General features: G+C 34.4%; 23 protein-coding genes. 13 read left to right on the forward strand and 10 right to left on the reverse strand.

Annotation, left to right across the window (positions count from 1 at the left end):
• The first annotated feature begins 576 nt into the window (after positions 1-576).
• The 3 genes from PGH12_RS17200 to PGH12_RS17210 all read left to right on the forward strand — a co-directional run bounded on the left by PGH12_RS17200 (position 577) and on the right by PGH12_RS17210 (position 5,833).
• Complete coding sequence (locus PGH12_RS17200) at positions 577-2,250, forward strand: glutamine--tRNA ligase/YqeY domain fusion protein (protein WP_267598812.1); 1,674 nt, start codon at positions 577-579, stop codon at positions 2,248-2,250.
• A gap of 206 nt (positions 2,251-2,456) precedes the next feature.
• Positions 2,457-3,680: an MFS transporter gene (locus PGH12_RS17205; protein WP_420710306.1), complete on the forward strand. Its 1,224-nt coding sequence runs from the start codon at positions 2,457-2,459 to the stop codon at positions 3,678-3,680.
• Between the two features lie 122 nt (positions 3,681-3,802).
• Positions 3,803-5,833, forward strand: a complete 2,031-nt coding sequence (locus PGH12_RS17210) for a TonB-dependent receptor (protein ID WP_267598706.1) — start codon at positions 3,803-3,805, stop codon at positions 5,831-5,833.
• Positions 5,834-5,849: 16 nt separating this feature from the next.
• Here the strand turns inward: PGH12_RS17210 and PGH12_RS17215 are convergent, their stop codons facing one another.
• Positions 5,850-6,815 (reverse strand): YpdA family putative bacillithiol disulfide reductase, encoded by a 966-nt coding sequence (locus PGH12_RS17215; protein ID WP_267598707.1) that lies wholly within the window; start codon positions 6,813-6,815, stop codon positions 5,850-5,852.
• 130 nt (positions 6,816-6,945) lie between these two features.
• Between PGH12_RS17215 and PGH12_RS17220 the strand changes: the two genes are divergently transcribed.
• Complete coding sequence (locus PGH12_RS17220) at positions 6,946-7,581, forward strand: hypothetical protein (protein WP_267598708.1); 636 nt, start codon at positions 6,946-6,948, stop codon at positions 7,579-7,581.
• A gap of 18 nt (positions 7,582-7,599) precedes the next feature.
• On the opposite strand, the gene PGH12_RS17225 is transcribed toward PGH12_RS17220, so the two are convergent.
• From PGH12_RS17225 to PGH12_RS17250, 6 genes are all read right to left on the reverse strand, one after another.
• Entirely contained in the window at positions 7,600-8,889 is a 1,290-nt protein-coding gene (locus tag PGH12_RS17225; RefSeq protein ID WP_267598709.1) for a glycosyltransferase family protein, read from the reverse strand.
• 121 nt (positions 8,890-9,010) lie between these two features.
• Positions 9,011-11,554: a YfhO family protein gene (locus PGH12_RS17230; protein WP_267598710.1), complete on the reverse strand. Its 2,544-nt coding sequence runs from the start codon at positions 11,552-11,554 to the stop codon at positions 9,011-9,013.
• A gap of 56 nt (positions 11,555-11,610) precedes the next feature.
• Positions 11,611-11,838 (reverse strand): hypothetical protein, encoded by a 228-nt coding sequence (locus tag PGH12_RS17235; RefSeq protein ID WP_267598711.1) that lies wholly within the window; start codon positions 11,836-11,838, stop codon positions 11,611-11,613.
• Positions 11,839-11,926: 88 nt separating this feature from the next.
• A complete protein-coding gene (locus PGH12_RS17240; protein ID WP_267598712.1) occupies positions 11,927-12,973 on the reverse strand; it encodes a DUF6263 family protein in 1,047 nt (348 codons plus the stop codon).
• Between the two features lie 18 nt (positions 12,974-12,991).
• A complete protein-coding gene (rlmB, locus tag PGH12_RS17245) occupies positions 12,992-13,792 on the reverse strand; it encodes a 23S rRNA (guanosine(2251)-2'-O)-methyltransferase RlmB (RefSeq protein ID WP_267598713.1) in 801 nt (266 codons plus the stop codon).
• A gap of 85 nt (positions 13,793-13,877) precedes the next feature.
• Entirely contained in the window at positions 13,878-14,348 is a 471-nt protein-coding gene (locus tag PGH12_RS17250; protein ID WP_267598714.1) for a DinB family protein, read from the reverse strand.
• A gap of 250 nt (positions 14,349-14,598) precedes the next feature.
• On the opposite strand from PGH12_RS17250, the gene PGH12_RS17255 reads away from it, so the two are divergent.
• The 9 genes from PGH12_RS17255 (at position 14,599) to PGH12_RS17295 (ending at position 22,907) form a co-directional block, all read left to right on the forward strand.
• The gene (locus PGH12_RS17255) at positions 14,599-15,603 is read left to right on the forward strand and encodes an AAA family ATPase (RefSeq protein ID WP_267598715.1); all 1,005 of its coding nucleotides are present in this window, start codon (positions 14,599-14,601) and stop codon (positions 15,601-15,603) included.
• Between the two features lie 85 nt (positions 15,604-15,688).
• Positions 15,689-16,552 (forward strand): DUF58 domain-containing protein, encoded by an 864-nt coding sequence (locus tag PGH12_RS17260; RefSeq protein WP_267598716.1) that lies wholly within the window; start codon positions 15,689-15,691, stop codon positions 16,550-16,552.
• Positions 16,553-16,601: 49 nt separating this feature from the next.
• Positions 16,602-17,498, forward strand: a complete 897-nt coding sequence (locus tag PGH12_RS17265) for a BatD family protein (RefSeq protein ID WP_267598717.1) — start codon at positions 16,602-16,604, stop codon at positions 17,496-17,498.
• Positions 17,491-18,483, forward strand: coding sequence for a vWA domain-containing protein (locus PGH12_RS17270; RefSeq protein WP_267598718.1), 993 nt, complete (start codon positions 17,491-17,493; stop codon positions 18,481-18,483). Before PGH12_RS17265 ends, PGH12_RS17270 begins: the two co-directional genes overlap by 8 nt.
• Entirely contained in the window at positions 18,483-19,490 is a 1,008-nt protein-coding gene (locus tag PGH12_RS17275; protein ID WP_267598719.1) for a vWA domain-containing protein, read from the forward strand. Before PGH12_RS17270 ends, PGH12_RS17275 begins: the two co-directional genes overlap by 1 nt.
• A 98-nt stretch (positions 19,491-19,588) precedes the next feature.
• Complete coding sequence (locus PGH12_RS17280) at positions 19,589-20,326, forward strand: tetratricopeptide repeat protein (RefSeq protein ID WP_267598720.1); 738 nt, start codon at positions 19,589-19,591, stop codon at positions 20,324-20,326.
• Complete coding sequence (locus PGH12_RS17285) at positions 20,326-22,062, forward strand: BatD family protein (RefSeq protein WP_267598721.1); 1,737 nt, start codon at positions 20,326-20,328, stop codon at positions 22,060-22,062. The genes PGH12_RS17280 and PGH12_RS17285 overlap by 1 nt, the downstream gene beginning before the upstream one ends.
• Before the next feature lie 41 nt (positions 22,063-22,103).
• Positions 22,104-22,709, forward strand: a complete 606-nt coding sequence (locus PGH12_RS17290; RefSeq protein WP_416258827.1) for a MarC family protein — start codon at positions 22,104-22,106, stop codon at positions 22,707-22,709.
• Positions 22,710-22,712: 3 nt separating this feature from the next.
• Complete coding sequence (locus PGH12_RS17295) at positions 22,713-22,907, forward strand: hypothetical protein (protein WP_267598722.1); 195 nt, start codon at positions 22,713-22,715, stop codon at positions 22,905-22,907.
• Positions 22,908-23,110: 203 nt separating this feature from the next.
• Here the strand turns inward: PGH12_RS17295 and PGH12_RS17300 are convergent, their stop codons facing one another.
• The 3 genes from PGH12_RS17300 to PGH12_RS17310 are packed head-to-tail and all read right to left on the reverse strand — an operon-like array spanning position 23,111 to position 26,070.
• Positions 23,111-24,079 carry a chorismate-binding protein gene (locus tag PGH12_RS17300; protein ID WP_267598723.1) on the reverse strand — a complete coding sequence of 323 codons (969 nt, stop codon included), beginning with the start codon at positions 24,077-24,079 and terminating at the stop codon, positions 23,111-23,113.
• A 22-nt stretch (positions 24,080-24,101) separates the two neighbouring features.
• Positions 24,102-24,971, reverse strand: a complete 870-nt coding sequence (locus PGH12_RS17305) for a hypothetical protein (protein WP_267598724.1) — start codon at positions 24,969-24,971, stop codon at positions 24,102-24,104.
• A gap of 10 nt (positions 24,972-24,981) precedes the next feature.
• Positions 24,982-26,070 carry an RNA polymerase sigma factor gene (locus tag PGH12_RS17310; protein ID WP_267598725.1) on the reverse strand — a complete coding sequence of 363 codons (1,089 nt, stop codon included), beginning with the start codon at positions 26,068-26,070 and terminating at the stop codon, positions 24,982-24,984.
• Position 26,071: the final 1 nt, after the last annotated feature.

Consider the following 26,071-nt stretch of genomic DNA (forward strand, 5'->3'; position numbering starts at 1 on the left):
ATATTCCAGTAGATAAGAAAATTTGCTTTTTACTTTTTTCATAATGAATATTTTAATTTGAGGTAAGGCAAAGTCTGTACCATTATTTGTGTGAATTAAATTTTTGTCCATTTTCTTTGATGATTTTTATTAAATTTCTGATTGATAAAGCTTTATAGTTAGGTGATCTGTTAGAATTCTTATTTAATAAATAATATTTACCAACAGTATTTGCGTTGTTCTACAGATCCTGAAAAACAGATTTTCAACGATATTTCCAGATGATATCTCTCTTTTATCAAGAAATTATCTGTTTTTAAAATTTGAAGTATGGTAGATTTTTCGAAATTTAGAATTGATTTATGTCTTTCGGAAGGAATCAGATGATGTACTTCTCAGACATAATATCTTTTTGTAGCTGAAGATGTTACAGTTCATGTTAATAGTTTTAGTGAATTAGTTTTGGTTGTATAAATTTAGATATAAATTTTCAAAGAACTGTGAATTTAATATTAAAATTATCATTTTTTTTAAACCTTAAAATTTCTTAAATTTGCAAATTGCTGTTAATTGATGCAGCACTGTAAGTTTACTGCAATGGAAGAAGAAAAAAAATCTCTCAATTTTATTGAGCAAATTATAGAAGATGATTTAGCAAACGGTATGAGACAAGATCAGATCCGTTTCCGATTTCCGCCGGAACCCAATGGTTATCTGCATGTAGGTCACACAAAAGCGATCTGCATTAACTTTGGTTTGGGCGAAAAATACAATGCTCCTGTAAACCTTCGTTTTGACGATACAAACCCTGAAAAAGAAGAGCAGGAATTTGTAGACTCTATCATGAAAGATGTAGAATGGTTGGGTTTCAAATGGGATAAAGTATTGTATGCATCAGATTACTTCCAACAACTTTACGATTGGGCAGTTCAGTTGATTAAAGACAAAAAAGCTTATGTTGACGAGCAACCATCTGAAGTTATAACCGAACAAAGAAAAAATCCTTCCGAACCGGGAGTAGAATCTCCTTATAGAAACCGTCCTGTAGAAGAGTCTTTAGAATTATTCGAAAAGATGAAAAACGGTGAATTCGAAAGTGGCACGATGTCTCTTCGTGCAAAGATCGACATGGTATCACCCAATATGAATATGCGGGATCCTGTGATGTACAGAATTCTGAATAAACCTCACCACAGAACCGGTACAGCATGGAAAATCTATCCGATGTACGACTGGGCGCATGGTGAATCTGACTATTTGGAGCAGGTTTCTCACTCGCTATGTTCATTGGAATTTGAAAATCACAGACCACTTTATAATTGGTATCTAGACCAGGTTTATGAAGAAGGAAAAGTGAGGAACAAGCAGAGAGAATTTGCTAGAATGAACGTTTCTTATATGATTACTTCCAAAAGAAAACTACAAAGGCTGGTCGCTGAAAAAGTAGTTACAGGTTGGGACGACCCGAGAATGCCTACCATTTCAGGAATGAGAAGAAAAGGTTTTACGCCAACTTCAATTAGAAATTTTATTGAGAAAGTAGGTGTGGCTAAGAGAGAAAATCTTATTTCGATTCAACTGTTGGATTTCTGCGTACGCGAAGATCTTAATAAAGTTGCGAAACGTGTCATGGCAGTTATTGATCCTGTAAAATTGATTATAGAAAATTATCCTGAAGGACAGGAAGAATGGTTAGAAACGGAAAATAATCCTGAGCAGGAAAATGCTGGCACAAGAGAAGTACCTTTCTCCAGAGAATTATATATAGAGCGTGAAGATTTTCAGGAAGAGGCCAATAAAAAATTCTTCAGATTAAAATTGGGCGGCGAAGTTCGTTTAAAATCTGCTTACATCATTAAAGCTGAAAGAGTAGAGAAGGACGACAACGGAAATATTACAACGATCTATGCTACTTACGACGAAAAATCTAAGTCGGGAAGTGGTACAGAAGAGAGTTTACGAAAAGTGAAAGGAACACTTCATTGGGTTTCTGCTGCACATGCAATTCCTGTGGATGTAAGAGTTTACGATAATTTATTTACCGTAGAACAGCCTGACGCTGAGAAAGATGTGGATTTTTTAGATTTCGTCAATCCGGATTCTATGTCTACAATTCAGGCGTTTGCTGAGCCTGGTTTGAAAGATGTTGCTGTGGGAGAACCACTTCAATTCCAAAGAATTGGATATTTCACCAAAGATCAGGATTCAACGGATACCAAGATGGTATTCAACAGAACCGTAACCTTAAAAGACTCCTATAAGCCGGAGTAAAATCTATTTATATCATTATAAATGAAACAGGGCTTAATTTTTAAGTCCTGTTTTTTTTCGTCAGTTCGAGTTTTTTTGGAAATGATATGAAGAGAAATGTATCAAGAACCCGTGATCAAAAAACTTGTAAATCACAAACTTCTCGATATGATGTTCTTCAAAAAAAAATTACTCGATGCGACGGAATTAAACATAAAATCAAAGAAATTGTGAAACTTATAAATATATACACAAGTTCCTACAAAGGACTTTCAAAAGAAAGCTGGATGTTGGCATTGGTAATGCTGATCAACCGCTCAGGCTCCATGGTACTTCCATTTTTGGGAGTTTACATGACTGCGCATTTGAAATTCAGCATAGAAAACACCGGAATTGTCCTGAGTTTTTTCGGGATCGGCTCCGTAGTTGGTTCATGGTTAGGCGGCTTTATCACCGATAGAATCGGAGAATATAAAGTTCAGTATTTTAGCCTATTATTAAGTGTTCCATTGTTTTGTTTAATCCCGCTTTTTAAAACTGAAGCGGGTGTTGCATTTATTATTTTATTGCAAAGTATTGTAAGTGATGCTTTCCGTCCTGCAAATTCTGTAGCGATCACAAAGTATGCGAAACCAGAAAATATTACACGGGCGTTTTCACTGAACCGTATGGCGGTGAATTTAGGATTCTCGATTGGTCCCGCTTTAGGCGGAATTTTATCTGCAATTTCTTACGATTTTTTGTTTTACAGCAATGCTTTAGCGGCTTTTCTTGCTGGCTTACTTTACATTTCATTCTTTTATAAACGAAATAAAATCGCAAAAATAAAAGCTAAAAAGGTGAGTGAAGTGGTAGAAATTAAAAAAGAAAATTCGCCTTACCATGACCGGAAATTTCTACTATACTGCTTTCTGTGTATGTTATTTTCGATTTGTTTCTTTCAGTTGTTTAGTACATTGACGATTTTTTACAAAGATACTGCGCATTTGAGTCAGCAGAATATCGGCTTTATCTTAGGGTATAGCGGATTCTTAGTTGTTTTACTGGAAATGGGATTGGTACAGATTGCTGAAAAATATTTCAGCTTAGGAATTACAATGCTTATCGGCACTTTTATTTGTGGGTTTTCTTATGCAATGCTGGCTTTTGATTACAGCTTATTTGCATTATTACTTTCGATGACTTTGCTGTGTATTGGTGAAATCTGGACGCTTCCTTTTATGTCGACAATTACGGCTTTACGTTCAGGGAAAAATAATAAAGGAGCTTACATGGGTTTAAATGGAATTTCATTTTCAGTCGCGTTCATCATTACACCTTACTTAGGAACTTCGATTGCAGAAAAATTTGGTTTCAGCATCTTATGGATCGGCACCGGAGTTTTAGCAACCATTATCGCCATCGGGTTTTATTTTATCGTTCCTTGGATGATAAAAGACAAAAAAGTTTAAACTAAAAGATTTTATATGAAAGCTGCAATCATCAATTGCAGCTTTCCTTTTTTATTCGAGTTTTACGAAGCAATTCCTAAAAACTGTACAATTTTTGCTGATGCAAGTCTACAAATTACTTCATGAACAAAATATACCTTCTCATATTCACGTTTTGCACCACGATAATTTTTTCGCAGAAAAGAGATTCTGCAACTTTAATTTCAGAAGTAAGAATTGATGCTTACAAAAAACCAACCTCTTTTATCGCCTCCACAAAATCGGTTTCTGTAGTTTCAGAGAATCTGCTAAGTCAAAATCCGCCGGAAAGATTGCTGGAATCTGTCAATCAGATTGCCGGAGCAAGAATGGAGGAACGTTCGCCGGGAAGCTATAGAATTTCTTTGCGTGGTAGCACTTTGCGGTCGCCATTTGGTGTGCGAAATGTAAAAGTTTATTTAGACGATTTTATTCTTTCTGATGCATCGGGAAATACATATTTTAATGTCATTTCTCCTGAATTAATCACGAGAATGGAGATTTTCAAAGGTCCGGAAAGTGGTGATTTCGGAGCCGCTACAGGCGGTACGGTTTTGTTGCAGACTCAAAGTAGCGAACAAACTTTAGCCAATCTTTCTGTCGGAAGTTATGGAACATTTAATGAAAGTGTTAATTTTTCAAAACAGTTCAGAAAGCACTTTTTCCAGATTTTTCAAAATTATTATCGTACCGATTCATATCGCAAGCAATCTGCTGTAGAAAGAAAACAGATTTTTATAAAAGACAATTTTCAATACTCGAAAAATGCCGAGTTGAAAGCCATGATTCTTCTTTCGGATCTTGATTATCAGACTCCAGGCGGTTTGACTTTAGAGCAAATGCAGCTCGACAGAAGGCAGGCAAGACCAAAAACTGCTACTGTTCCTGGCGCAAAACAGCAGGATGCAGGAATTCGTAACAAAATGATTTTAGCAGGAATTTCTCATGAGTTTAAAATTCTTCCGGAGTTATCACATTATGTTCTGGTTCAGGGCTCGTATGTAGATTTTGAAAATCCTTTTATTACCAATTTTGAAAACCGTTTTGAAACGAATTATGCCGTAAGAAGTCATTTGAATTATAACCAAAACTGGGGGAAAGTTTCGGCAGAATGGCGATTGGGTTTCGAAGGTGGAATGAACAATATTTTCGTTAAAAATTTTGATAATAATAAAGGAGTAGAAGGCAACCCGCAGAATTTTGATAAGGTTAAAAACAATTCGGGATTCTTTTTTGTTTCGCAGAAATTGAATATTAACGAAAAACTGTTTTCAGATAGTTCATTAAGTTTAAACTCAAATTTTTACGAATGGGAAAAGATTTTTCCTGCTACTGAAAATGGGAAAACTAAATTTAAAGATCAGTTTCTTCCTAATTTCGGATTGACTTATCTGATCGGAAAAGGTTTTTCGGTTCGCGGAAAAGTGGGAAAAGGAAATTCTGCTCCCACCAATGAAGAAATCCGTTCCTCCAATCAGGAATTCAATTTAAATTTAGTTCCGGAATACGGATGGAATAAAGAAATAGGCATCAGAAAACAATTTGGTGCTTTCCTGTTTGCAGAGGCCAGTTATTTTGATTTACGAATGAAAGATGCGATTGTGAGAAGACAAAACGAGCGCGGACAGGAATTTTTTGTCAATTCGGGTGGAACCGTCCAAAAAGGAATAGAAGTTCTTTTGGAATCGAAAAATTTCAATCTTAAAAATGATTTTCTCAGCAATTTCAAATTTAGATTTTCAGGAAGCTTTTATCAGTTTAAATTTCAAAATTATCAACAAGGAGCAACTGATTTTTCTGGAAACGATTTAACAGGAGTTCCGAAAAATACGATCAATAGTTTACTCAACTTTACCTTTTTTAATAAACTTTCTGTAGATTATTCTCACTTTTATACTTCAGAAATACCGTTAAACGATGCAAATACAGTTTGGTCAGATGCCAACATAATCGGAAATATTCAGTTCAGATATCCTGTGCAATTTGAAAATACAATTCTGAATTTATTTGTTCAAATCCAGAATCTATACAACACCGATTATGTTTTAGGCTTTGATATCAATGCTTTCGGAAATCGTTATTACAATCCGGCTGCCAAAAGGAATTTTGTTTTTGGAGTAAAGGTAAATTTTTAGCTTTTAGAATAACATATCAGTACTTAGAAATAATATGTTGAACGATCATTTCTGCATGAATCCTCGAATTTTCTATAAACCAAAGATGCGTATCTTTTCCGCCGCAAACTACGCCGGCCAAGTACAAATTTGGAATATTAGATTCCATTGTCTCAGCGTTGTAAACAGGGTTAAAAAAATCTCCTTGCAAATCAATACCTGAATTCCTCAGAAAGTCAAAATCGGGAAGATAACCGGTCATTGCCAATACAAAATCGTTTTCAATTTCTTTAATTTCCTCTTTTTCATCTTTAAAAATTACAGAACTCTCTTTTATTTCTAACAGTTCAGAATTAAAATGAGCTTTAATGCTTCCTTCGTTAATTCTGTTTTCAATATCTGGTTTAACCCAATATTTTACATTTTCAGAAATAGAAGACTGGCGGATAATCATTGTCACGTCGGCACCTTTTCTATACGTTTCTAAGGCAGCATCTACAGATGAATTGCTAGATCCTACTACAACAATTTTCTGTTTTGCATAAGGGTAAGGTTCTGTGTAATAATGTTTTACTTTATCTAAATTTTCCCCTGGTACCTGCATTAGATTCGGAATATCATAAAATCCTGTGGAAATTATCACGTTTTTTGACTGATATTTTGATTTTGAGGTTTCAATTTCGAAAATCTCATCTTTTTTAGAAATTTTTAAAACCTTCTCATACAAATTGATTTTCAGATCTTTCTGTCTCGCAATTCCTTGATAGTATTCCAACGCTTCCTGTCTTCCGGGTTTTGGAGCAGCAGAAATGAAGGGAATTTCAGCAATTTCTAATTTGTCGGCGGTTGAAAAAAATTTCATGTACAGAGGATAGTTGTAAAGCGAGTTTACAATCGTTCCTTTCTCAATAATTAAATAGTTTAAATCATTTTTTTTGGCTTCTAAAGCACAGTTTAAACCAATTGGTCCGGCGCCGATAATGAGAACGTCTAAAATTTCCATCTAACAAATTTACAAAAATACATGATCTAAAAAGTCTAGACTTAGCGCAAAGAATATCATTTATTTGTGAATTCTAAAACTTCAGATTTAATGATGGCATCGCTTTTGGTCATTTTTATAAAATTTTAAGATGAGAAAAATATTGATCATATTGTCAGTGCTTTTTATTTGTTCGTGCGAAAAAAAACAGGATAAAAATCCGACAGTTTCAACAGATAATCTCAAAAGATCAAATGAAAGAACCGATGCAACGCAAGATGTTCTTTCGACAGAAGTGGCTTTAAAGAAAACTAATGATGAAGTTTTACAGGCAATGAAAGTTGGTTATTATGATATCTTTGCCAACTATATTCATCCACAAAAAGGCGTTCGTTTTTCAATGTACGCTTTCATTAATAAAGATGAGGACAAACATTTTTCAAAAGAAGAGTTTGAAAAGTATTTACCTTCAAAAACTATTTTTACGTGGGGTTCGCGTGATGGCTCTGGAGAGATTTACAAAGCAACGCTTAATAAATATCTTCAGAACTGGGTTTTTAAAAAAGATTTTACAAAAGCTGAATATTCTTTCAATTCTTTTTTGGCAGGCGGAAATTCTCTTAATAATTTGAAAGAAATGTATCCAAATACCAACTTTACGGAGAATTATATTGCCGGATCAGAGAATAGTGGAGGCATGGATTGGAACGCTCTTCGTTTTGTTTTTGAAGAATTTAACGGAAAATATTATATCGTTGCCGTCGTCAATGATGAGTGGACAATTTAATCAGCCAGAATCTAAACTTTACAGTATTTCGGATAATTGTTTTGTTAAATTTCGTCTTGTAAACTGTTCAATATTTTGACTATTTTTCAATAGATTTCCGCTCTTCCAAAGTTCAAATTTCGCTAAAATAAACTGTTTTATTGTTTCCGAATCACTATAACTAAAATGTTTTCCAGCTTTAGTTTCTTCCAGTATTTTAGAAACATCAGCTTCATCAGGACCAAAAGAAATAATCTGGTTTCCTGTAGCGAGATATTCAAATATCTTCCCTGGAATGATTCCTTTGGAAGATTCATTCGGGAAATTTGTAATGATAAGCATAGTAGAGTTTGACATTTCGTCAATCGCTTTATCGTGTGATAAATAGCCCAAATTATTAATATAATTTCTTAAACTCGATTTTTCTATAGACTCTAAGATCCTATCATCAATTCTACCAACAAATTTTATCGAGAAATTTTCCGCAAAATCAGGATCTGTTTTCACAAGATCATCAAGTGCTTTCCAGAGATTTTCAGGATTTCTAAGTTGCTCGAGAACGCCAATATAACTTAAGGTGAATTTTGTTGAAGACACTGAATCGGCAGAAGTTTTTGAAGCATCACTTTCATCAAAACCATTGGTAATACACAATGCATTGGCTCCGTTTTTTCTAAAATTTTCAGCATCGGTATAGCTGGTTGCTAACGTAATATCTGCGTTTTTGAAAACTTCACTTTCCAACTGACGGTGTTTTTTGTCTGATTTATTGGTAAGTTTTAAATGTTTATAATAAGAAATTTCTGTCCACGGATCACGGAAATCGGCAACCCATTTTATATCAGAAAATTTCTTTTTTATGTTTAAACCGATGAGATGCAAAGAATGCGGCGGCCCTGAAGTGACAATCACATCGATCTTGTTGTTTTTTAAATACTCTTCCAAAAATTTCACAGAAGGATTTACCCAAAAAACCCTCGCATCGGGAATGAAAAAATTTCCACGGACCCAAATCGAAAGTTTAGATTTCCAACTTTGATTATTTCCCACATCAAACTGTCCGGCCTTGAATTTTTTATTGCTTTTATTCAGTTTTTCGGCCAATTGATAAGGTTCCCAGATTTTAGTTTTTATGATTTCTAAATTTTCGGGAACATCCTTCATTAAGCTTTCGTCAATCAAAGGATAACTTGGGTTTTCCGGAGTGAATATGATTGGTTCCCAGCCAAATTCGGGCAAATATTTTGCAAATTTCAACCATCGCTGAACTCCCGGTCCACCTGCAGGCGGCCAGTAATAAGTGATGATAAGGATTTTTTTTGTATTCATCTTAAATATGAATTCTATCGTCGTTCACTTCAGCGAATCTTGAATTTCCGCAGAAATCCGGACAAAGTTTTAAATTGATTTTCAAGAGTTACTTAGATTCCTAAGGAACGATAAACAGAATTTAAACTTGTTCTGAAACTAAAATTTCTCTTTTGCCTTTTTTGCGGTATATAAAATAAATTCCACCAGCACTTAACAAAATAAATAATCCGAAGCAAAGTAAGGAGATCCATTTTCCGGTTGCGATCACTTCTGGTTCAAAAATCATTCTGATGTTGTGATTTCCGGCAGGAACGTGTACTGCTCGCAAAAGATAATCTGCTTTGATGTATGGTACTTCTTTGTCGTCGACAAACATTTTCCAGCCGTGAGGATAGTAGATCTCTGAAAATACTGCTAGCTGCGGAGTTTTCGATTGAGATTTAAATTCCAGTTCGTTGGCTTCATATTTTGTTAAATTAATGGAAGCTGTAGAATCTGCCTGAACCTGTTTTCCGTTCAAATAAGCTTTGTCTGAAACGTTGATAACTGCAGTCTTTTTAGAATCGATGTTTCCAAGTAACTTTATTTCTTCATCCGGAGTATTTACAAATTTTACATCAGCAACAAACCATGCATTTCCGTTTGCATTAGGATTCGGAACAACTTGTGGCTCCTGCGGATTTCCGAAGAGTATGTATTTTGTGTTCAGTAAATTCAGAATTTTTGGTGTTTTTACACTGTCAACATTAGAGATATATTCATTCAACAGATCGTCGTAACGTCTCAGTCTTACCGCGTGGTAACCGCCGATTGAAGATGTAAAATAAGATGTGTTTGTTTCACTTGTAACTCCCAGAACCTGATTGTAAACTCTGTAATGTTTTTTGTCTTTTTCAGCAATTGTTTCCAAGGTTTTATTAACCGGAATACTTGCTAAAATCGATTGTAAGTTTTGATTATCACCTACTTTCTCAGCAAGATAATCTGAACCTTCAGTCTGGAAAGGATTTTCTGCAAAGATCTTATCGACGTAATTTTCGTCATTCAGATAACGTTTGTTAACGGTCCAAAGATCAAATAAACTTACGGCTCCAATGATAAGTAAAGCAACATTTTGATTCAATTTATGTTTTAAACTAAAGAAGAGAACGGCAGCTGTAATTCCGACATAAATCAATGCTTTGATCGCGTCAATTCTAAATAATTTAAACCTTTCTTCTGTTAAATAATCCAATAAAAATGGCGGCAAATATGTTTTTTCATTATCGGTATGGAAACCTAATAAAGATTTTCCGAAAAGAATGAATAATACAGTTAAACCTAAAACTCCTCCGCTCACATAAGTAAGAATTTTCTTTTTATAATCTTCTTCTAATGTTGAATCTGTATAAAATCTGTACAGTCCAATAATTGCGATCAAAGGAAATAATAATTCCACCACAACCAAAATTGAGGACGGTGCCCTGAACTTGCTGTAAAATGGAACGTATTCAATAAAGAAATCTGAGAGCGGCATGAAGTTGCTTCCCCAGGCCAAAAGAATGGTAAGGATGGTTGCTCCTAAAATCCAATAGCGGTATTTTTTCCAGGCAAAAAAGAATCCTAATAATGCAAGAAAACATACAATCGCTCCCTGATAAGCGGGTCCCGAAGTTCCTGGCTGATCGCCCCAATAAGTAATGCTTCCAAAACCTTTGGAAATTCTATCATATTCAGCCTGAGAAGTCACATTTTCCTGTACAAGTTGCTGTACTTTTTCCATCATTTCCTTTCCTTCCGGTTCCTGGCTTCCACCTCCCATCAATCTTGGAATAAAAAGGTTTAAAGTTTCCAGTTTTCCGTAGCTCCACATCAGAATGCTCTCTTTATCCATCCCAGAGTTTCCTGCGGTATGGTTTTCAGTATTTAAAATCTGTTTTCCTCTTACGGTTTCTTTAATATATTCGGAGTTGGCCATGATTCGCTGAGAATTCATACCAACACCGATTGCTAAAGCTCCGGCAATAATTCCTGAAGAAATAAGGAAATGTTTCATCGGAGTTTTCTTTTGGATGGCTCTGATTAATTCAGATAAAAACAAAAAGCCAAGTCCCAGAAATAAATAATAGGTCATTTGCGGATGATTGGCAGCGACCTGTAATCCGAAGAATAGGGTAGTGACAATAAAACCGAGGACATATTTTTTTCTGATGTAAACCAATAGAATTCCCGCTAAAAGTGGTGCGAAATATTCGATGGTATTTACTTTTCCATTATGTCCGGCTGCAATAATGATATAAAAATAGGTTGAAAGTCCGAAAAATGTGGCTCCCAAAAGTGCGTATTTCCAGTTTCTAACCGCGACCATTCCCAAAAGGAAAAATCCTGAGAACAATAGAAATAAATAGTTGACTGGCCTCGGAAGAATATTCAGATAACTGTCTAATTTTTTAATAATATCACCTTCAAAACGGCTTCCCATCTGGTAAGTCGGCATCCCGCCAAACATAGAATCACTCCAGTATGTTTCTTTGTCGTAAGTGTCTCTGTAGTCGATAAGTTCTTTTGCACCGCCCCGATACTGCACAATATCATGCTGGAAAAGCTGTTTGCCCGTAAAGACTGGTGTGGAATATAAAAATGCTAAAACCAAGAATGCAACGATGGAGATTGCAATGTAAATTAAGTTTTTATTTTTTGCCATTTTGGTTATCAGTAGATATTAAATTTAAGATGTTTTGAGATTCAATATTTAATAGATTATCTTTTCTCTTTCACTTCTTCATAGTCCACAGTTTCTGCGTCCCATTTTACTTTTTTCTCAATATTTGTTTTCGATTTTTTGGTTTCTTTTTCCTCTTTATTGTTAGGTCTGAAACCGGTGTATTTATAAAATTTGTTAAAGAATATTCTTTTTAAAATATTCCAGACGAAAAAAATAATAATCGTAATGAGTACTAACTCAAAAATACCTTTAATAAAAGACATATTTATTTGTAATATTTAAAAATTCAAGATTCAAGATTCAAAATTGATCATCATCTAAAATATCGCTGAAAGTCTTACACTTCAGAATTTACTTCGCAGCAGGATTCACCATTACAGACGAGTTTGATACACTTTTCATGCTTTGAGATTGTTTGCCGTCAGAGATTGCTTCAACCTGAGTTGTTTTTACCGTGATATTCTGATTTGTGATCCAACCTGTATTTTGGTCAAATTTTATGGTTCCGTTTTGCGCCAGTTCGCTACTCATGCTGTGAGTCATTTCACCCTGAGATTTTTTCTCTTCTTTTTTCGGGATTCCTCCGGTTACAGAAATTTCTGCGATACCGTTTCCTACACTTTTCAGAACATAGTGTGAGGTAACTTTATATTTTCCGCTTTCATCTGCGCTCTCGCTTGTCGTCCACTTTTCACCAATTTTCACTCCTTTTTTAGGAATTATGGTTAAATTTTTCGAGAATTGATCTTTTAAAACTTTTTCATTAAAAGTCTGTTTTAGTCCTGCCACTGCACTTGCTTTTTGGTTCGCATCTTTTATAAGCGTCCCAAGCGCATTTGAAATTTTCGTATAGATCGCATCAAAACCTGTAATTGAAATTACATTTCCTTTGCTGTCCATTTTCATATTCAGTTTGTTTCCGGTCAATGCGCGGTTAACGTTCCAGATCATTTTCAGATTATCTTCTTTCGGAATTGCCTGTTTTGTGTCCACAACAATGGTTTTTCCGTCAGCACTTTGAGAGTTTCTTTTTCCGATAAGGTTGATGGTGATATCGTAAATTCCACCTTTCACATCATTGACTGTAAAAGTCATTTCATCAGTAGATTCGCTGGTTCCGTTTAAGGTTTTTCCTGAAGGATCAGTCATTGTTTTTACATCTCTCTGATACGTTGTCAAAGGATACGTTTTTCCTTTTTCAAGTTTAAAAGATTGCGTGAAAACTCCTAAAGAATCTTTGATTGCAGGGTTTGCTTTTACTTCAGCCACAGAATCTGCAGGAACTTCTACCGTAATTGTTTTTCCGGTTTTAGGGTCTACTTTGGTGATGGTTGCAGTTTCTTTTTTACAAGAAACGATGGCTAAAGAGATAAGTGCTATTGCTGCTATATTTTTCATAAAGATTTTTAAATTTGATTAATTGATTTTTACTAATTTCTGTCTCATTGCTTCGTAAAGGATTGCTCCACACGCTACAGAAACGTTCAGTGACTGAGTTTTTCCTTCAATCGGAAGTTTTATTTTTTCATCTGAATGATGTAGAACTTCTTTAGAAATTCCTGTTTCCTCGTTGCCCATCACGATTGCGCATGGTTCAGTAAAATTAACATCGTAAATTAGTTTTTGAGCTTTTTCCGTTGCTGCAAAAACAGAAACTCCGCTCTGCTGTAAATAATCTACAACATGCGCCAGATTATTTTCTTTACAGATTTTAATATTGTACATCGCTCCCGCAGAAGTTTTAATTGCGTCAGAATTGATCGGCGCTCCACCTTTTTCCGGGATAACGACTGCGTGAATTCCTACACATTCTGCTGTTCTGCAGATTGCTCCGAAGTTTCTTACATCAGTCAATCTGTCCAAAATCAAGATGAAAGGTACTTTCCCTTCCTCAAATAATTCGGGAATGATATTTTCAATTTTGTGAAAAGGCACATCTGAAATAAACGCCACCACACCTTGGTGGTTTTTTCTTGTGAAACGGTTTAGTTTTTCAACCGGAACATAATTCGGACGAATTTTATATTTTGCTAAAACTGCTTTCAGTTCTGCATATATTTCTCCCTGCAAAGCATTCTGTACAAAGATTTTGTCAATTGTTTTTCCGGCTTCAATCGCTTCCAGAACAGGGCGTAATCCGAATATAAAATCGTCTTTTTTATTAGGTTCTGAATTTCTGAATTCAGGTTTTGAGTTCTTATGTTGAAAATCTTCCAAAATTTTTATTTTATTTTTTTAATGAATAAACTTAATTATTCAACTTATTTTATTGACTGTAATAACTTTTTAACTAAATCTGTATTTAGAACTTTTCGCCTAAAATTGCTCTTTTCTGCGCCATTGCATAGCCATAATGAAGGCTTTCGTGCATATTATTAAAGATAATCGCGTCCTGAATACTTTTAAGATCCATTCCAAAACTCGTTGTGTAAGGCGTGTAATCTGAAAAGAAATCGCTGTCGTAATCTTTCATCAAAATCTTCGAAGTTTCGGTTAAAAGAAATTCAAGATCTTCAACTTCAGACTTCTGGACGTTCAGATTTGGCATTGTTCCTTTTTTGTACGTTTCGATCCAGTATTTATCGATTCTGAAAGGATTTCCGCTTAAATAGTAATGCAAAAGCTGCTGTGTAGCAACGGTATGTGCAATATTCCAATACATATTGTTATTAAAACCGTCGGGAATTAATAAAAGGTCTTCGTGAGAAGTGTCCTGCAAGATATCCAAAAGGTTTTTTCTGACCTGCCTGTGAGCTTGAAAATGATAATTCATATTTCAAAAATTTAATCACCAAAAATAGTTTAATAAACTGAAAATGACAATTTTTGAGTAGGGCTTTAAGGCAAAATTTATGTATTTTTTATGATTTTATAATTAAAAGAAATTCAATTTAAGATTAAAGCCGTTCCGAATCTGTCATAGCTGTCAGAATATTTAACAAATTTTAACTCAAAAATGGCATTTATTGTGTTGATTAATGCAAGTATTTATTAGAAATTTACCAATTATTTTAATTTAAACTATGTCAGATTCATATCAAGCAGAAGACATTCGTCAACTCACGGAAAAAGTAAGAGAACAGAATTATTTCTTTTCACTTTTGAGGCAGGAAATTAATAAAGTTATTATCGGACAAGAATACATGATAGACCGACTTCTGGTTGGGCTTTTGGGTAACGGTCACGTTTTGCTTGAAGGAGTTCCCGGGTTGGCAAAAACATTGGCAATCAAAACTTTAGCGGAAGCTGTACATGGTGATTTTTCCAGAATTCAGTTTACGCCCGATCTTCTTCCTGCGGATGTTGTGGGAACGATGATTTATAATATTAAAGAAAATGATTTCTCTATAAAAAGAGGTCCTGTTTTCGCAAATTTTGTACTCGCAGATGAGATCAACAGAGCGCCGGCAAAAGTACAATCCGCTCTTTTGGAGGTCATGCAGGAAAAGCAGGTAACTATTGGTGACGAAACGATGCATTTACCGAAACCATTTTTAGTATTGGCAACGCAAAACCCGATTGATCAGGAAGGAACATATCTTTTGCCGGAAGCACAAAGCGACCGTTTTATGCTAAAATGTACGATTGATTATCCGGAATTTGAGGACGAAAGAAAAGTCATGAGAATGGTTTCCACATCAGTTCAGTACGATGTAAAACCTGTGATTTCTTTACAGAATATCGTCGAAGCAAAATCGATTGTCAACCAGATTTATTTAGATGAAAAAATTGAAAAATATATTCTTGATATGGTGTTTGCAACCCGTTTTCCCGATAGATACGGTCTTTCTGAATTGAAAAATTATATCAGTTTCGGAGCTTCACCAAGAGCATCGATCAACTTGGCTATTGCATCTAGAGCGTACGCATTTTTAAAAGGAAGAGCTTTTGTAATTCCTGAAGATGTAAAAGAATTGGCAAAGGATGTTTTAAGACACAGAATCGGATTAACCTTTGAGGCGGAAGCTGAAGAGATCACTTCTGAAGAAATTGTGAATAGAATTTTGGCTAAAATTCAAGCACCGTAATTAATGTAGCAATTTACTAATGTATCAGTTTACCTATTTTGAAATTGTTATATTGAAAAACTGATACATTGTTACATCTGAAACTATGCAGATAAAAGACATCATAAAAAAAGTAAAACAGATAGAAATCCGTACTCGCAAGAAGACGGAAGCTTCTTTGATGGGACAATATCACAGTGCTTTTAAAGGACAAGGAATGACGTTTTCTGAAGTTCGTCCTTATCAATTTGGTGATGAAATTCGGAGAATCGACTGGAATAAAACAGCACGTTTCCGTGAGCCTTTTGTGAAAGTGATGGAAGAAGAGCGTGAACTCACAATGATGATTCTGGTTGATATTTCTGCTTCAATGGATTACGGAACAAAAACTCAGCTAAAAAGAGAATATGTTGCAGAAATTGCTGCAAGTTTAGGATTTTCAGCTGCTGGAAATAATGATAAGGTTGGTTTGATTTTGTTTGCTGATAAAGTGTATAAGGTTATTCCGCCACAAAAAGGAAGGAAGCATATTTTGTCGATCATCAGTCATATTCTGACTGCCGATTATATTCCTGCTGTTTCCAAAATTGATAAAGCTTTAGAATATATGATGGGGATTTTTAAAAGAAAATCACTCGTATTTTTACTTTCAGACTTTGGAGATGATTATGATTCTAAAATGCTTCGAGTTGCTTCGAAGAAACATCAGCTTCTGGGAATGAGAATTTTTGATGAAAAAGATAACGAAATTCCTGATGTAGGTTATACGCTTTTCAATGATGTTGAAACTGGAAAACAAATTTGGGTCAATACATCCAATGCGAGGTGGAGATACACTTTTGCTGAAGCACAAAAACAGAAATTAAAAGCTTTGGAAGAAGATTTTGCCAACAGTTCGGCAAGCTTTATGAATATTAATACCGGAGATGATTATTCGAAATTATTGTATCAGTATTTTCAGAAACGATAAATTTAGATTTAAATTAAATTAGGCTTTTGCCAAAATTGACTATTTAGAATTGAAAAAATTAGTATTACTTATATCATTTTTCGTCTGTGCGAATGCTTTTTCACAGATACTTTCTTCAAATCTTGAAAAGAAAACTTTGGCTCTCGGGGAAGTCAACAGGTTCACCGTGAAAATTGACAACCTGAATAATCAGGAAGTGAGAGCTGCTGCAAAAGATCAGTTGTTGCCTTTTCATTTTGAAGAAATTAAAGACAGCGTTGGAATTCAGCCAAATTCTTATGAAAGAAAAATTGAATTTTCCATTTTTGATGAAGGAACTTACACCATTCCCGAACTTGAATTTAAAGTTGGAGACAAAATTTTAAAAACAATTCCATACGAAGTAGAAGTTATAAATACTGCACAAAAAGGTGATGTTATTAATGACATCATGAATAATAAAGAGGTCAAATTAGATGTTCAAGATTACTGGCAACTTTATAAATGGTACGTTTTGGCGGTATTGGCTTTGATAGCATTAATAATTGCTATTTATATGATTGTAAAATATGGCAGAAAATCAAAAGATTCTCCTGTTGTGGCTACCAATCAGACTTTAAAGGAATTGGATTCTTTAAAAAAGAAAAAATATATTGAAGAAGGAAATTATCGTTCGTTTTATGTTGAATTAATAGATATTTCCAGAAAATTTATTGCTAAACAATACAGAATTCCTGCAGATGTTTTGCTGACTGATGATCTTGTTCATTTAATGAAAGAAAACAACACGATTTCGCAGGATAATGAGAAAATTATTGAAGATGTTTTCTTCAGAGGTGATTTGGTGAAATTTGCCAAAACTTTTCCGGATCAGCAGATGATGGAAAAAGATTTTAACGAAATCAAAGACTTTGTGAAGAGATCATCAAAGGATATAGAATTTGAAAATCTTAGAAAAGATGTTTAATTTTGAGTTCTACAGTCCGTGGTTTTTATTTCTCTTTATCTTATTTATTCCTTTACTGGTCAGAGATTTTAGTAGAAAAAAGCTAAAAGGAATAAAAATTCCTACTGTTGAAAATATGAACAGTAGCAGCGGAATTGTTCCTGTTTTATTTTTACTTAAAATTTCAAAATACATCATACTGTCATGTCTTTTTGTAGCGATGGCAAGACCGAGAACTTTTACGATTTCTCAGGACAGAGACGATACGAAAGGCGTAGATATCATGTTTGCAGTTGATGTTTCTCTAAGTATGCTGTCTAAAGATCTTTCGCCGGATCGACTGACTGCATTGAAAGAAATCGCCATTCAGTTCGTAGAAAAACGGCCGAATGACAGAATCGGTGTGGTTACTTATGCTTCAGAAGCTTTTACAAAAGTTCCCGTCACTTCAGATCATCAGGTTGTTATTGATGAATTTAAAAATCTTAACACTGCCGAACTTTATCCCGGAACAGCAATCGGCGAAGGGCTTTCTGTTGCAGTTAACCATCTTCGTACAAGCAAAGCGAAAAGCAAAATCATTATTTTGATGACCGATGGTGTTAATAATGTTGAAAACGCCATTCCGCCACAAATTGCTGCAGAATTGGCAAGAAATAATAATATTAAAGTTTACTCGATTGGTGTGGGAACAAACGGTATCGCATTGATGCCGACTCAGGTTGATGTTTTTGGAGATTTAGTTTTTACAGAAACGCAAGTACAGATCGATGAGCCGGTTTTAAGAGAAATTGCTCAGGTGACGGGAGGAAAGTACTTTCGTGCTACCTCAAACAGCAGTCTGGAAGAGGTTTACAGCGAAATCAACCAGCTTGAGAAATCTGATGTGAAAGTTTCAAAGCTTTATAATTATCAGGAATATTTTAAGATTTTCCTTTGGATTGCTTTGGGAATGCTGTTTTTTGATGCGTTATTGAGATGGGTATTATATAAATTTTTAAGCTGATGGAATTGTATTTAGGAAATTATTGGTACTTATTATTGTTGCTGCTGTTACCTCTTCTTGCCTTTTTTCTCATAAGATATTTAAGATGGAAAAAGAAAAGCAGAGATTTATTTGCTGAAACTCGTTTCCACGAAGTTTTATTTGAAAAAAAATCAGGTTTTATAAAAATATTTCCTGCTCTGTATTTTTTAGCGACCTTGTTTTTAATTTTTTCGATTATCGATTTACTGAGCGGATCTGAAGAAGTGACAACCAATCAGAAATTTAATAATGTCATTTTTATGTTGGATGTTTCAAATTCAATGAATGCTGAAGATATTGAGCCAAGTCGTTTGGTTGAAGCAAAAAATCTGGTGATTCAGACTATGCAGAAACTAAAGAATGATAAGGTCGGAATGATCATTTTTGCAGGTCAGGCAACTTCTATCATGCCTTTGACGACAGATTATAATTCAGCAGAAACATATATAAACGGAGTTGAAACCAGCTCTGTAAAAATTCAGGGGACAGATTTTCTAAAAGCGATGGAAACAGCCGTAGACAAATTTAAAAATGTCAACAAAGGATCTCGGAAAGTTATTTTGTTGAGCGACGGTGAAGACAACGAGGGAAACGATAATGCAGCCATTAAATTAGCCAACAACGAAGGAATAATGGTGACATCAGTCGGGATTGGTTCAGACGAAGGAGCGCCAGTTCCGGAATACGAATTCGGACAGTTGATGGGATATAAAAGTGATATGAACGGACAAACCGTTATTTCCAAAAGACAGATCCAAGCGTTAACTAAAATTGCAGAGTCAACAGGTGGAAGTTATATTGACGGTAATAATATAAACGAAGCACCGGATAAGATAATTGAAGCACTCAACAAAAAAACTTCAACTACAGAAAGTATCGTCAAATCTCAGAATGCTAACCATTACTATCAGTATTTTTTGGCGGTTTCAATCTTCTTTTTTCTTATCATTTTTCTGTTTAATCCAAAAAGAGATTTTAATATTTAATTTGCTTTTGTTGAAATCTTACTCTGGTGAATACTTTAACCCAACTTTAACAAATAAGAGACTGTTTCTTAACATATAAAGGAATAATTTTGCAAGTGATGAATACTAAAATTTTATTTTTGTCGTTAATGATTTCTTTTCTTTTCCCGAATACATTATTTGGGCAAAAGAACTATAAAACTTTGGTATACGAAGGTAATCAGAAATTCAAGAATAAAGACTATGACGGTGCATCATCAAGATATATGGAAGCGGTAAAATCTAATGAAAAAGAATTTACTGCACATTACAATCTGGGTAATGCATTATACAAAAGTAAAAAATACGAAGAGGCAAAAGCTGAATTTGAAAAAGCTAAAAGCCTATCACAAACTATTCCCGATAAGGCTGCTGCTTTACATAATCTTGGAAATTCATATATGCAGATGAATCAGCCGGAGAAAGCTGCTGATTATTACAAGCAATCTCTAAAACAAGATCCTTACAATGAAGCTACAAGAAAGAATTTTGAAATCGCAAAACTGAAAGAGAAAGAAAAGAAACAAAAAGAACAGGAAAGCAAATCTGGTAAAGGCGGCGGTGGCGAAGACCAGCAAAAGAATAAGGACAAGAATGGTGATCCGAAAAATCAGAATAAAGGCCAAGGAAAGGAAAATGAAGGTGAAAGCGAAAAAGGAGATCAGCCTGATAAAGATAAAAATAGAGAAGGCAGAATGCCGAAAGATGTTGAAAACGCTATCCTGAATAAAGTAGGTGAAAAAGAAAAAGAAACCGCCAAGAGGATTTTAAATAAAAATTCTTACTCACTGCCTCAAAGCAACGAGAAAGATTGGTGATGACACAAAAATTATTTTACATATTAATGACTTTTGTCTCTGTAATTGCTTACGGACAGGTAGAACTTAGGATGAAACCTGATAAAAGTGATTACAACGGTAAAGAGATTGTAAATCTTACCATCACATTAGAACTGAATGGTGACAATCTTGAACAGCAAAGTAAAATTCAGCTTCCGGATCTCTCAAAATTTAGTATGATCGGCAGCGGTTCTTTTAATCAGGCTGTCAGAGATCCTGAATCTAATGTCGCTGTGGAACAGTATATCACGAGAATTGCACTCGAACCTAAACAAAAAGGTAAGATAAGAATTGGTTCTGTGCTGGTGACCGTAAATAACAAAATCTACAAAACTGAGCCTTTCGATATCTTCATACGAGATGTTGAGAAAAAAACTGTTGCAAAAAACACAGATAATGACGTCTATCTCAATATGGAAATTGAGGATAAAGATGTTTATCAAAACCAGCCAACATTAGCTGTTTTACGGGTTTACTCTAAGAATATTGATAATTTGCGAAAAGTAAAGAATATTAATCTTCCTGAGCAGGATAATTTAAATGTACATCCCGTAAGTTTCCGCAGATCGGAGATTGATCCTTCAGGTGTTTACAATATGCCATCGCAGATTCTTTCGATGTTTATCGTCTTTCCGGATGAATCGGGATTCGTTGAGGTTCCGTCGGTTTCGGCTTCGGTAAATTCATACTCAAATAAGAACAAAATTGTTTCAAATAAAGTAAAGTTAAATGTAAAAAAGCTTCCGGAAGGTTCTCCCGACTGTTTCAAAAATGCGGTAGGAAACTTTAAAGTTGATTTTTATCATGAGGCGAAGGAAAAAATTGAAGCTAAAAAACCGATAAATATTATTCTTAAAGTTTCCGGAGAGGGCAATTTATCCGACATGGAAATTCCAAAAATTCAGGCATCGCCAGATTACGAAGTTTTTGCACCAAAGATAACATCAAAAGTAAAGACAGGAGTAGAAGGAATCAAAGGGTATGTCTTGGCCAATTATATACTGATTCCTAATAAAGCTGGTGTTCTTAATATAAAAACTGAGGAATTTGCATTCTTTAATCCCGCAGAAAAAGAATATGTAAATTTGGGTCAGGAAACGTTGAATCTTACGGCATTCTCACACGATCAGGTTTTAGAATCGCGTACCACCGTAGAAAAAGTGAATGAATATACCAATACTTTACTGGAAACCGTTAACAGTCCGGTTTTAAAAACCACAACTTTTAAGGTTAAAGAAAAAAGCAGATTCAACTGGAAGGTACTTTTTATTAACCTCGGAATTCTTTTCGGATTATTGATCGCTTACCTCATATTTAAAAACTGGCAAAAGAAGAGAGATTTAAAAAAGGTAAAATCTGCACCACGAGATCTCGGATCAGTTGCTGAAACTGAACGAGCAATCAGGGAAAACTTAAAGACTGACGTTGGAGATTACTTCAGTTATCTTGAAAACCTCAAAGACAGTCAAAATTTTGATGCTTTCTTTAAAACAGCCGAAGAGCTGGATTCTGAAGTTCGAAATCAATATTTTCAGAGTTCAAAAGAAGATTTCAGACAGTTTTTGGAAAGCTATAAAGGTAGTTTAGTAGCTGAAGAATATAGAAATCTATCACAGAGAATTCAGATTGAGAAATTTACTCCCGTAAAATCTCAGGAAGGAATTAGCGAAATACTAAAAGATATAATCAATTTATATTCTCAGATTAGCAAATAATCATTTTTTATTCATAATTTTGCGAAATTAATAATTATCAAATGGTGGAAGTTTTTCAGGATTTTTCTCTTAAAGAGACAATGACGTGTTTTATGGTTCTTTTTGCAGTGATCGACATCATTGGCTCAATTCCTATTATTGTAAGTTTAAAGCAGAAATTTGGACAAATTGAAGCAAAACGTGCATCAATTACAGCGGGATTGATCATGATTATATTTCTGTTTGTTGGAAATAAAATTTTAAAATTTATTGGTGTAGATGTTAATTCATTTGCCATCGCGGGTGCATTTGTAATCTTTATCATCGCTTTGGAAATGATTTTAGGGATTGAAATCAATAAGACCACCGAAGCGAAAGCTGCATCTATTGTTCCGATTGCTTTTCCTTTGGTTGCCGGAGCCGGAACTTTAACCACAACTTTGTCTTTACGTGCAGAATTTCATGACATCAATATCATTCTTGGGATCATTCTCAATACAATTTTCGTATATTTGGTGCTGAAATCAGCGCCTTGGTTGGAGAAGAAAATGGGAGAGGCAACGTTGTCTATTCTACAGAAAGTTTTCGGGATCATCCTGCTTGCGATTTCAATTAAATTATTTACAGCAAACTTTGCACAATTGGTGCAGAATTATATAAATTTTTAGATCATGCAGAAGTTTTATAAAGTATTTTTAATCGTTTTTATCGTGGTTATTGCTATCAATATTTACGCGATCGACTGGCATTCAGAGATTTCGTCTGAAGACAATATGAAATATGTAATTTCAATTATTTGTGGTGTGGTAGGACTTTTCTTGCTTTTCATCATGAATACATGGAGTAAAATCGGAGTAAAGAAATAATCTTTTTCAGATATAAAAATACAATCCTCTCTCAGGTTCTGAAAGAGGATTTTTTATGTTCGTCAAACACGTTTATCTTGTCGTCAATTATTTGTAATTAATATGTAATGATTATTTTGTCATAAGGGAGAATTTTGCAGCAGCAAACCTACACAATTTACAAAATTTGAAAGTTCACCGTAATTAAAATTCTGTACGTGATTTTAGCTTAAAAGAGAGAGATTTTTCAGAACAGCTTCAGACTTCAATTCAGTTTCCATCCATTCTTTATCAGGATCGCTCTCAGCCGTGATTCCGCCACCCACGAAGAGATGTACAGCGTCACGATAAAGTTTTGCACAACGTAGATTCACAAAATACTGGATGAATTCATCAGTTTCAATTCTTATAAATCCTGCGTATAATTCTCTTGGAAATTTTTCCAGCTCCTGAATTTTCTCTTTGCAGAAATCTTTCGGGATCCCGCAAACAGCTGGGGTGGGATGAAGTTCTTCAATAATTGCATCAAGATCTTCAGCGCTGATTTTCAATTTAAAATCAGTTCTTAAATGCTTGATATTGCCAGATATATGATCATAGGTTTCGGATTCCCAAATCTCTGAATCTTTTCGGAATTTTTGCAAGACATTTCTGATGTACGAAGAAACGGGTTTCTGTTCTTCAATTTCTTTTGTACTCCAGGTTTCTGATACCGGAATGGTTCCCGCTAAACTCATCGTTTCAAACTCGTGCGTAGTTTTATTATATTTTCCTAAAACTTCCGAGAACGCACCAATCCACGTATTTCCATTCTTTGTAAACAGATATCTGAAAGCGTTCGGATACGATTGACAGAGGTTTTTAAAACTCTGTTCTAAATTAATTTCACTAAAGTCTTTGAAAATTTTTCTTCGTGATAGAACCAGCTTTTGAAGATTGTTTTCTTTAACAATTTTAATAACCTTGTGAAGTTTTTCCAAATATTCATGGTGAGATTCTGGTGAAAAATCAGATTCTTCCTGAATTAATGATTTGCTGGAGAGTCTTTTATCAATGTTGCTTGCTTCAAAAATATTTCCATTAAAATTAATACTTTCCGCCTGATCAAAAGACTTGAAAATAACCGACTTTTTATCTGAATTTTCTTCTATGGAATACATTTTTTCGTTAAAAGGAAATTTGAAGTAAATCATAATCTAATACTTTTTAAAACTATTATCTGGAAATAAAATAGGCAACTCCCAAGTTCAGTTTTCGTTCAGCAAAGGTATTATTAGTCTTAAAAATGTCAAAATCAAACGAGCTGTTTTTTAAAGATAAATTGTTAAGTGAAAACTGCTGATAATCTGATGTTACGGATATTTTGGGGGAAATCTGATATTGCAGTCCAAACGAAAAGCCAATATTGAGTTTGTAGCTTCTAAAATCGTTAGGTTTATTAAGGTTTTGATTTTCGGGCACCAAAAACCGCATTTTATAAATGTTTTTATTGACAGCAAATCCCGCAAATGGCCTGAATTTTTTCCACTCGTACAATATTTTCAGTTGCCCTGTATATTCAAAATGTTTATTGTTAAATCTTTGAAAAAGCAGTGGTTGATTGTCTTTTGTAAAATAAAATCCATTCAAATAAGTTTCGTCTTCATTGGCATCAAGATCAAAAGTAGAGTTCCAGCGATAAATATTGGCTGATAACATCAGTAACAAATTTGAACTTACCTTTTTGGAAAACCATAATCCCAGATTTTCCCCAAACTGCAGTTTGTCGCTATGCAATGCTCTTGCCCAACTGTTGTTTTTAAAACCAATTCCGCCTTCTACGCCATATTGTAAACTTTGGAGAAAAGTTTTTTTAGGTGTTATTTTCTTTACTTTAAAAATTCTGTTTTCAACAAACTGATCTTTTACAGTTGGAAGGGAAATTTGAATTCCGTTCACTCTGCTTTTTACTGCTTTCTCTAAATAAATTGTGTCGTAAACGATCACTTTTTCATAAACAAATATAGTGTCTGCTTTCTTTTTCTGCGCCTGTGTAGTTTGCAGTAATAAAACTGTGAAAATGAAAATTAGTTTTTTTAAAAACATGTTCGGGTTTTTAGTTAGGTCGTTCAATAAAAATGGTGTCTCTCTGGATTATTTTTTTTATGATAATTACTTTTTTAAGAGCATTATCAACAGAATCTTTTGAATGTAATTTTTTTTCTTTTGTAAGAATTGGTCTTGAAATATTCTCTTGATTTTCTGTCTTTCGATTTAAGTCGATTTTATTTAATTCTTCATTTTGAATATCAGTCTTTTTAATAACTTCTGATTTTGGTTCCGTAGAATTTTTATTTACATTATTTTCTATCTCATTTTTCATGGTCGATTCAGCTAGTGAAATTCCTTGCTTAAATGATTTATTTTCTTCAAAAGCTACGATCGAAATGATAAGAGTAATAAATAATGTAGCGGTAATAATCAGTTTCTTCAGAAGATTTTTGCCGGGACCTGAAAAAGAAACAGTAGTCGAAGAAACATTATTCGGAATTGAAAGATTTTTTGACGGCGTAATCTTAAAATCAGCAAATTTACTTTGAAAAGTCTGTGCCCACATCAAGCTGCCAAATCCTAAAAAAACAAGTAATTGAGTAACTTTTTTGTTGTTTTTAGGAGTGTCTTGAGTGACGAAATTGTTTAATAAATAATTCTGAACAGATTTTTTTGCTCTCAGCAAATGTGATTTTGAAGTGTTAACGTTTATACCCAATAGTTTTGCAATCTCCTGATGAGAATTGTTTTCGATGAAATATAAATTGAAAACCGAACGGTGATGCAATGGCAGACTGTCGATAGACTTCAACAGTTCTTCTCTGGTGAAATCGTAGGCTAAAACGTGATTTTTTTCTGTGGAAGAGTTATTCATTTCGGTCAATTGTTCCGGGATTTCTGATATTTCTGTGGATACGAAAATTTCTTTGGAGTTGCTTCGTAAATGCTGTAAAGCACTATTGACAACAATAGTTTTGAGCCAGCCAAATAAAGCTTTTTCGTCTTTTAGCTGATGGCTTTTTTGCATCGCCAAGATAAAACTGTCCTGCAAAAGATCTTCCGCAGTCTGTAAGTCTGCGACATATCTGCGACAAATCCCCAAAAGTTTCGGGGAATAGTCGAGATAGATTTTTTGCCAGTTTGTTTTGTGCATA

The organism is Chryseobacterium sp. CY350 (assembly GCF_027945075.1).
Classification (GTDB): domain Bacteria; phylum Bacteroidota; class Bacteroidia; order Flavobacteriales; family Weeksellaceae; genus Chryseobacterium.

Excerpts from the sequence above, each read along its gene's own strand:
- PGH12_RS17305 (WP_267598724.1), bottom strand. The coding sequence starts at position 24,971 with ATGTTTTTAAAAAAACTAATTTTCATTTTCACAGTTTTATTACTGCAA.
- PGH12_RS17290 (WP_416258827.1), top strand. The coding sequence starts at position 22,104 with ATGGTGGAAGTTTTTCAGGATTTTTCTCTTAAAGAGACAATGACGTGT.
- PGH12_RS17200 (WP_267598812.1), top strand. The coding sequence starts at position 577 with ATGGAAGAAGAAAAAAAATCTCTCAATTTTATTGAGCAAATTATAGAA.
- PGH12_RS17225 (WP_267598709.1), bottom strand. The coding sequence starts at position 8,889 with ATGAATACAAAAAAAATCCTTATCATCACTTATTACTGGCCGCCTGCA.
- PGH12_RS17210 (WP_267598706.1), top strand. The coding sequence starts at position 3,803 with ATGAACAAAATATACCTTCTCATATTCACGTTTTGCACCACGATAATT.
- PGH12_RS17260 (WP_267598716.1), top strand. The coding sequence starts at position 15,689 with ATGCAGATAAAAGACATCATAAAAAAAGTAAAACAGATAGAAATCCGT.
- PGH12_RS17230 (WP_267598710.1), bottom strand. The coding sequence starts at position 11,554 with ATGGCAAAAAATAAAAACTTAATTTACATTGCAATCTCCATCGTTGCA.
- PGH12_RS17295 (WP_267598722.1), top strand. The coding sequence starts at position 22,713 with ATGCAGAAGTTTTATAAAGTATTTTTAATCGTTTTTATCGTGGTTATT.
- PGH12_RS17270 (WP_267598718.1), top strand. The coding sequence starts at position 17,491 with ATGTTTAATTTTGAGTTCTACAGTCCGTGGTTTTTATTTCTCTTTATC.
- PGH12_RS17240 (WP_267598712.1), bottom strand. The coding sequence starts at position 12,973 with ATGAAAAATATAGCAGCAATAGCACTTATCTCTTTAGCCATCGTTTCT.
- PGH12_RS17255 (WP_267598715.1), top strand. The coding sequence starts at position 14,599 with ATGTCAGATTCATATCAAGCAGAAGACATTCGTCAACTCACGGAAAAA.
- PGH12_RS17275 (WP_267598719.1), top strand. The coding sequence starts at position 18,483 with ATGGAATTGTATTTAGGAAATTATTGGTACTTATTATTGTTGCTGCTG.
- PGH12_RS17220 (WP_267598708.1), top strand. The coding sequence starts at position 6,946 with ATGAGAAAAATATTGATCATATTGTCAGTGCTTTTTATTTGTTCGTGC.
- PGH12_RS17310 (WP_267598725.1), bottom strand. The coding sequence starts at position 26,070 with ATGCACAAAACAAACTGGCAAAAAATCTATCTCGACTATTCCCCGAAA.
- PGH12_RS17285 (WP_267598721.1), top strand. The coding sequence starts at position 20,326 with ATGACACAAAAATTATTTTACATATTAATGACTTTTGTCTCTGTAATT.
- PGH12_RS17235 (WP_267598711.1), bottom strand. The coding sequence starts at position 11,838 with ATGTCTTTTATTAAAGGTATTTTTGAGTTAGTACTCATTACGATTATT.
- PGH12_RS17250 (WP_267598714.1), bottom strand. The coding sequence starts at position 14,348 with ATGAATTATCATTTTCAAGCTCACAGGCAGGTCAGAAAAAACCTTTTG.
- PGH12_RS17215 (WP_267598707.1), bottom strand. The coding sequence starts at position 6,815 with ATGGAAATTTTAGACGTTCTCATTATCGGCGCCGGACCAATTGGTTTA.
- PGH12_RS17280 (WP_267598720.1), top strand. The coding sequence starts at position 19,589 with ATGAATACTAAAATTTTATTTTTGTCGTTAATGATTTCTTTTCTTTTC.
- PGH12_RS17300 (WP_267598723.1), bottom strand. The coding sequence starts at position 24,079 with ATGATTTACTTCAAATTTCCTTTTAACGAAAAAATGTATTCCATAGAA.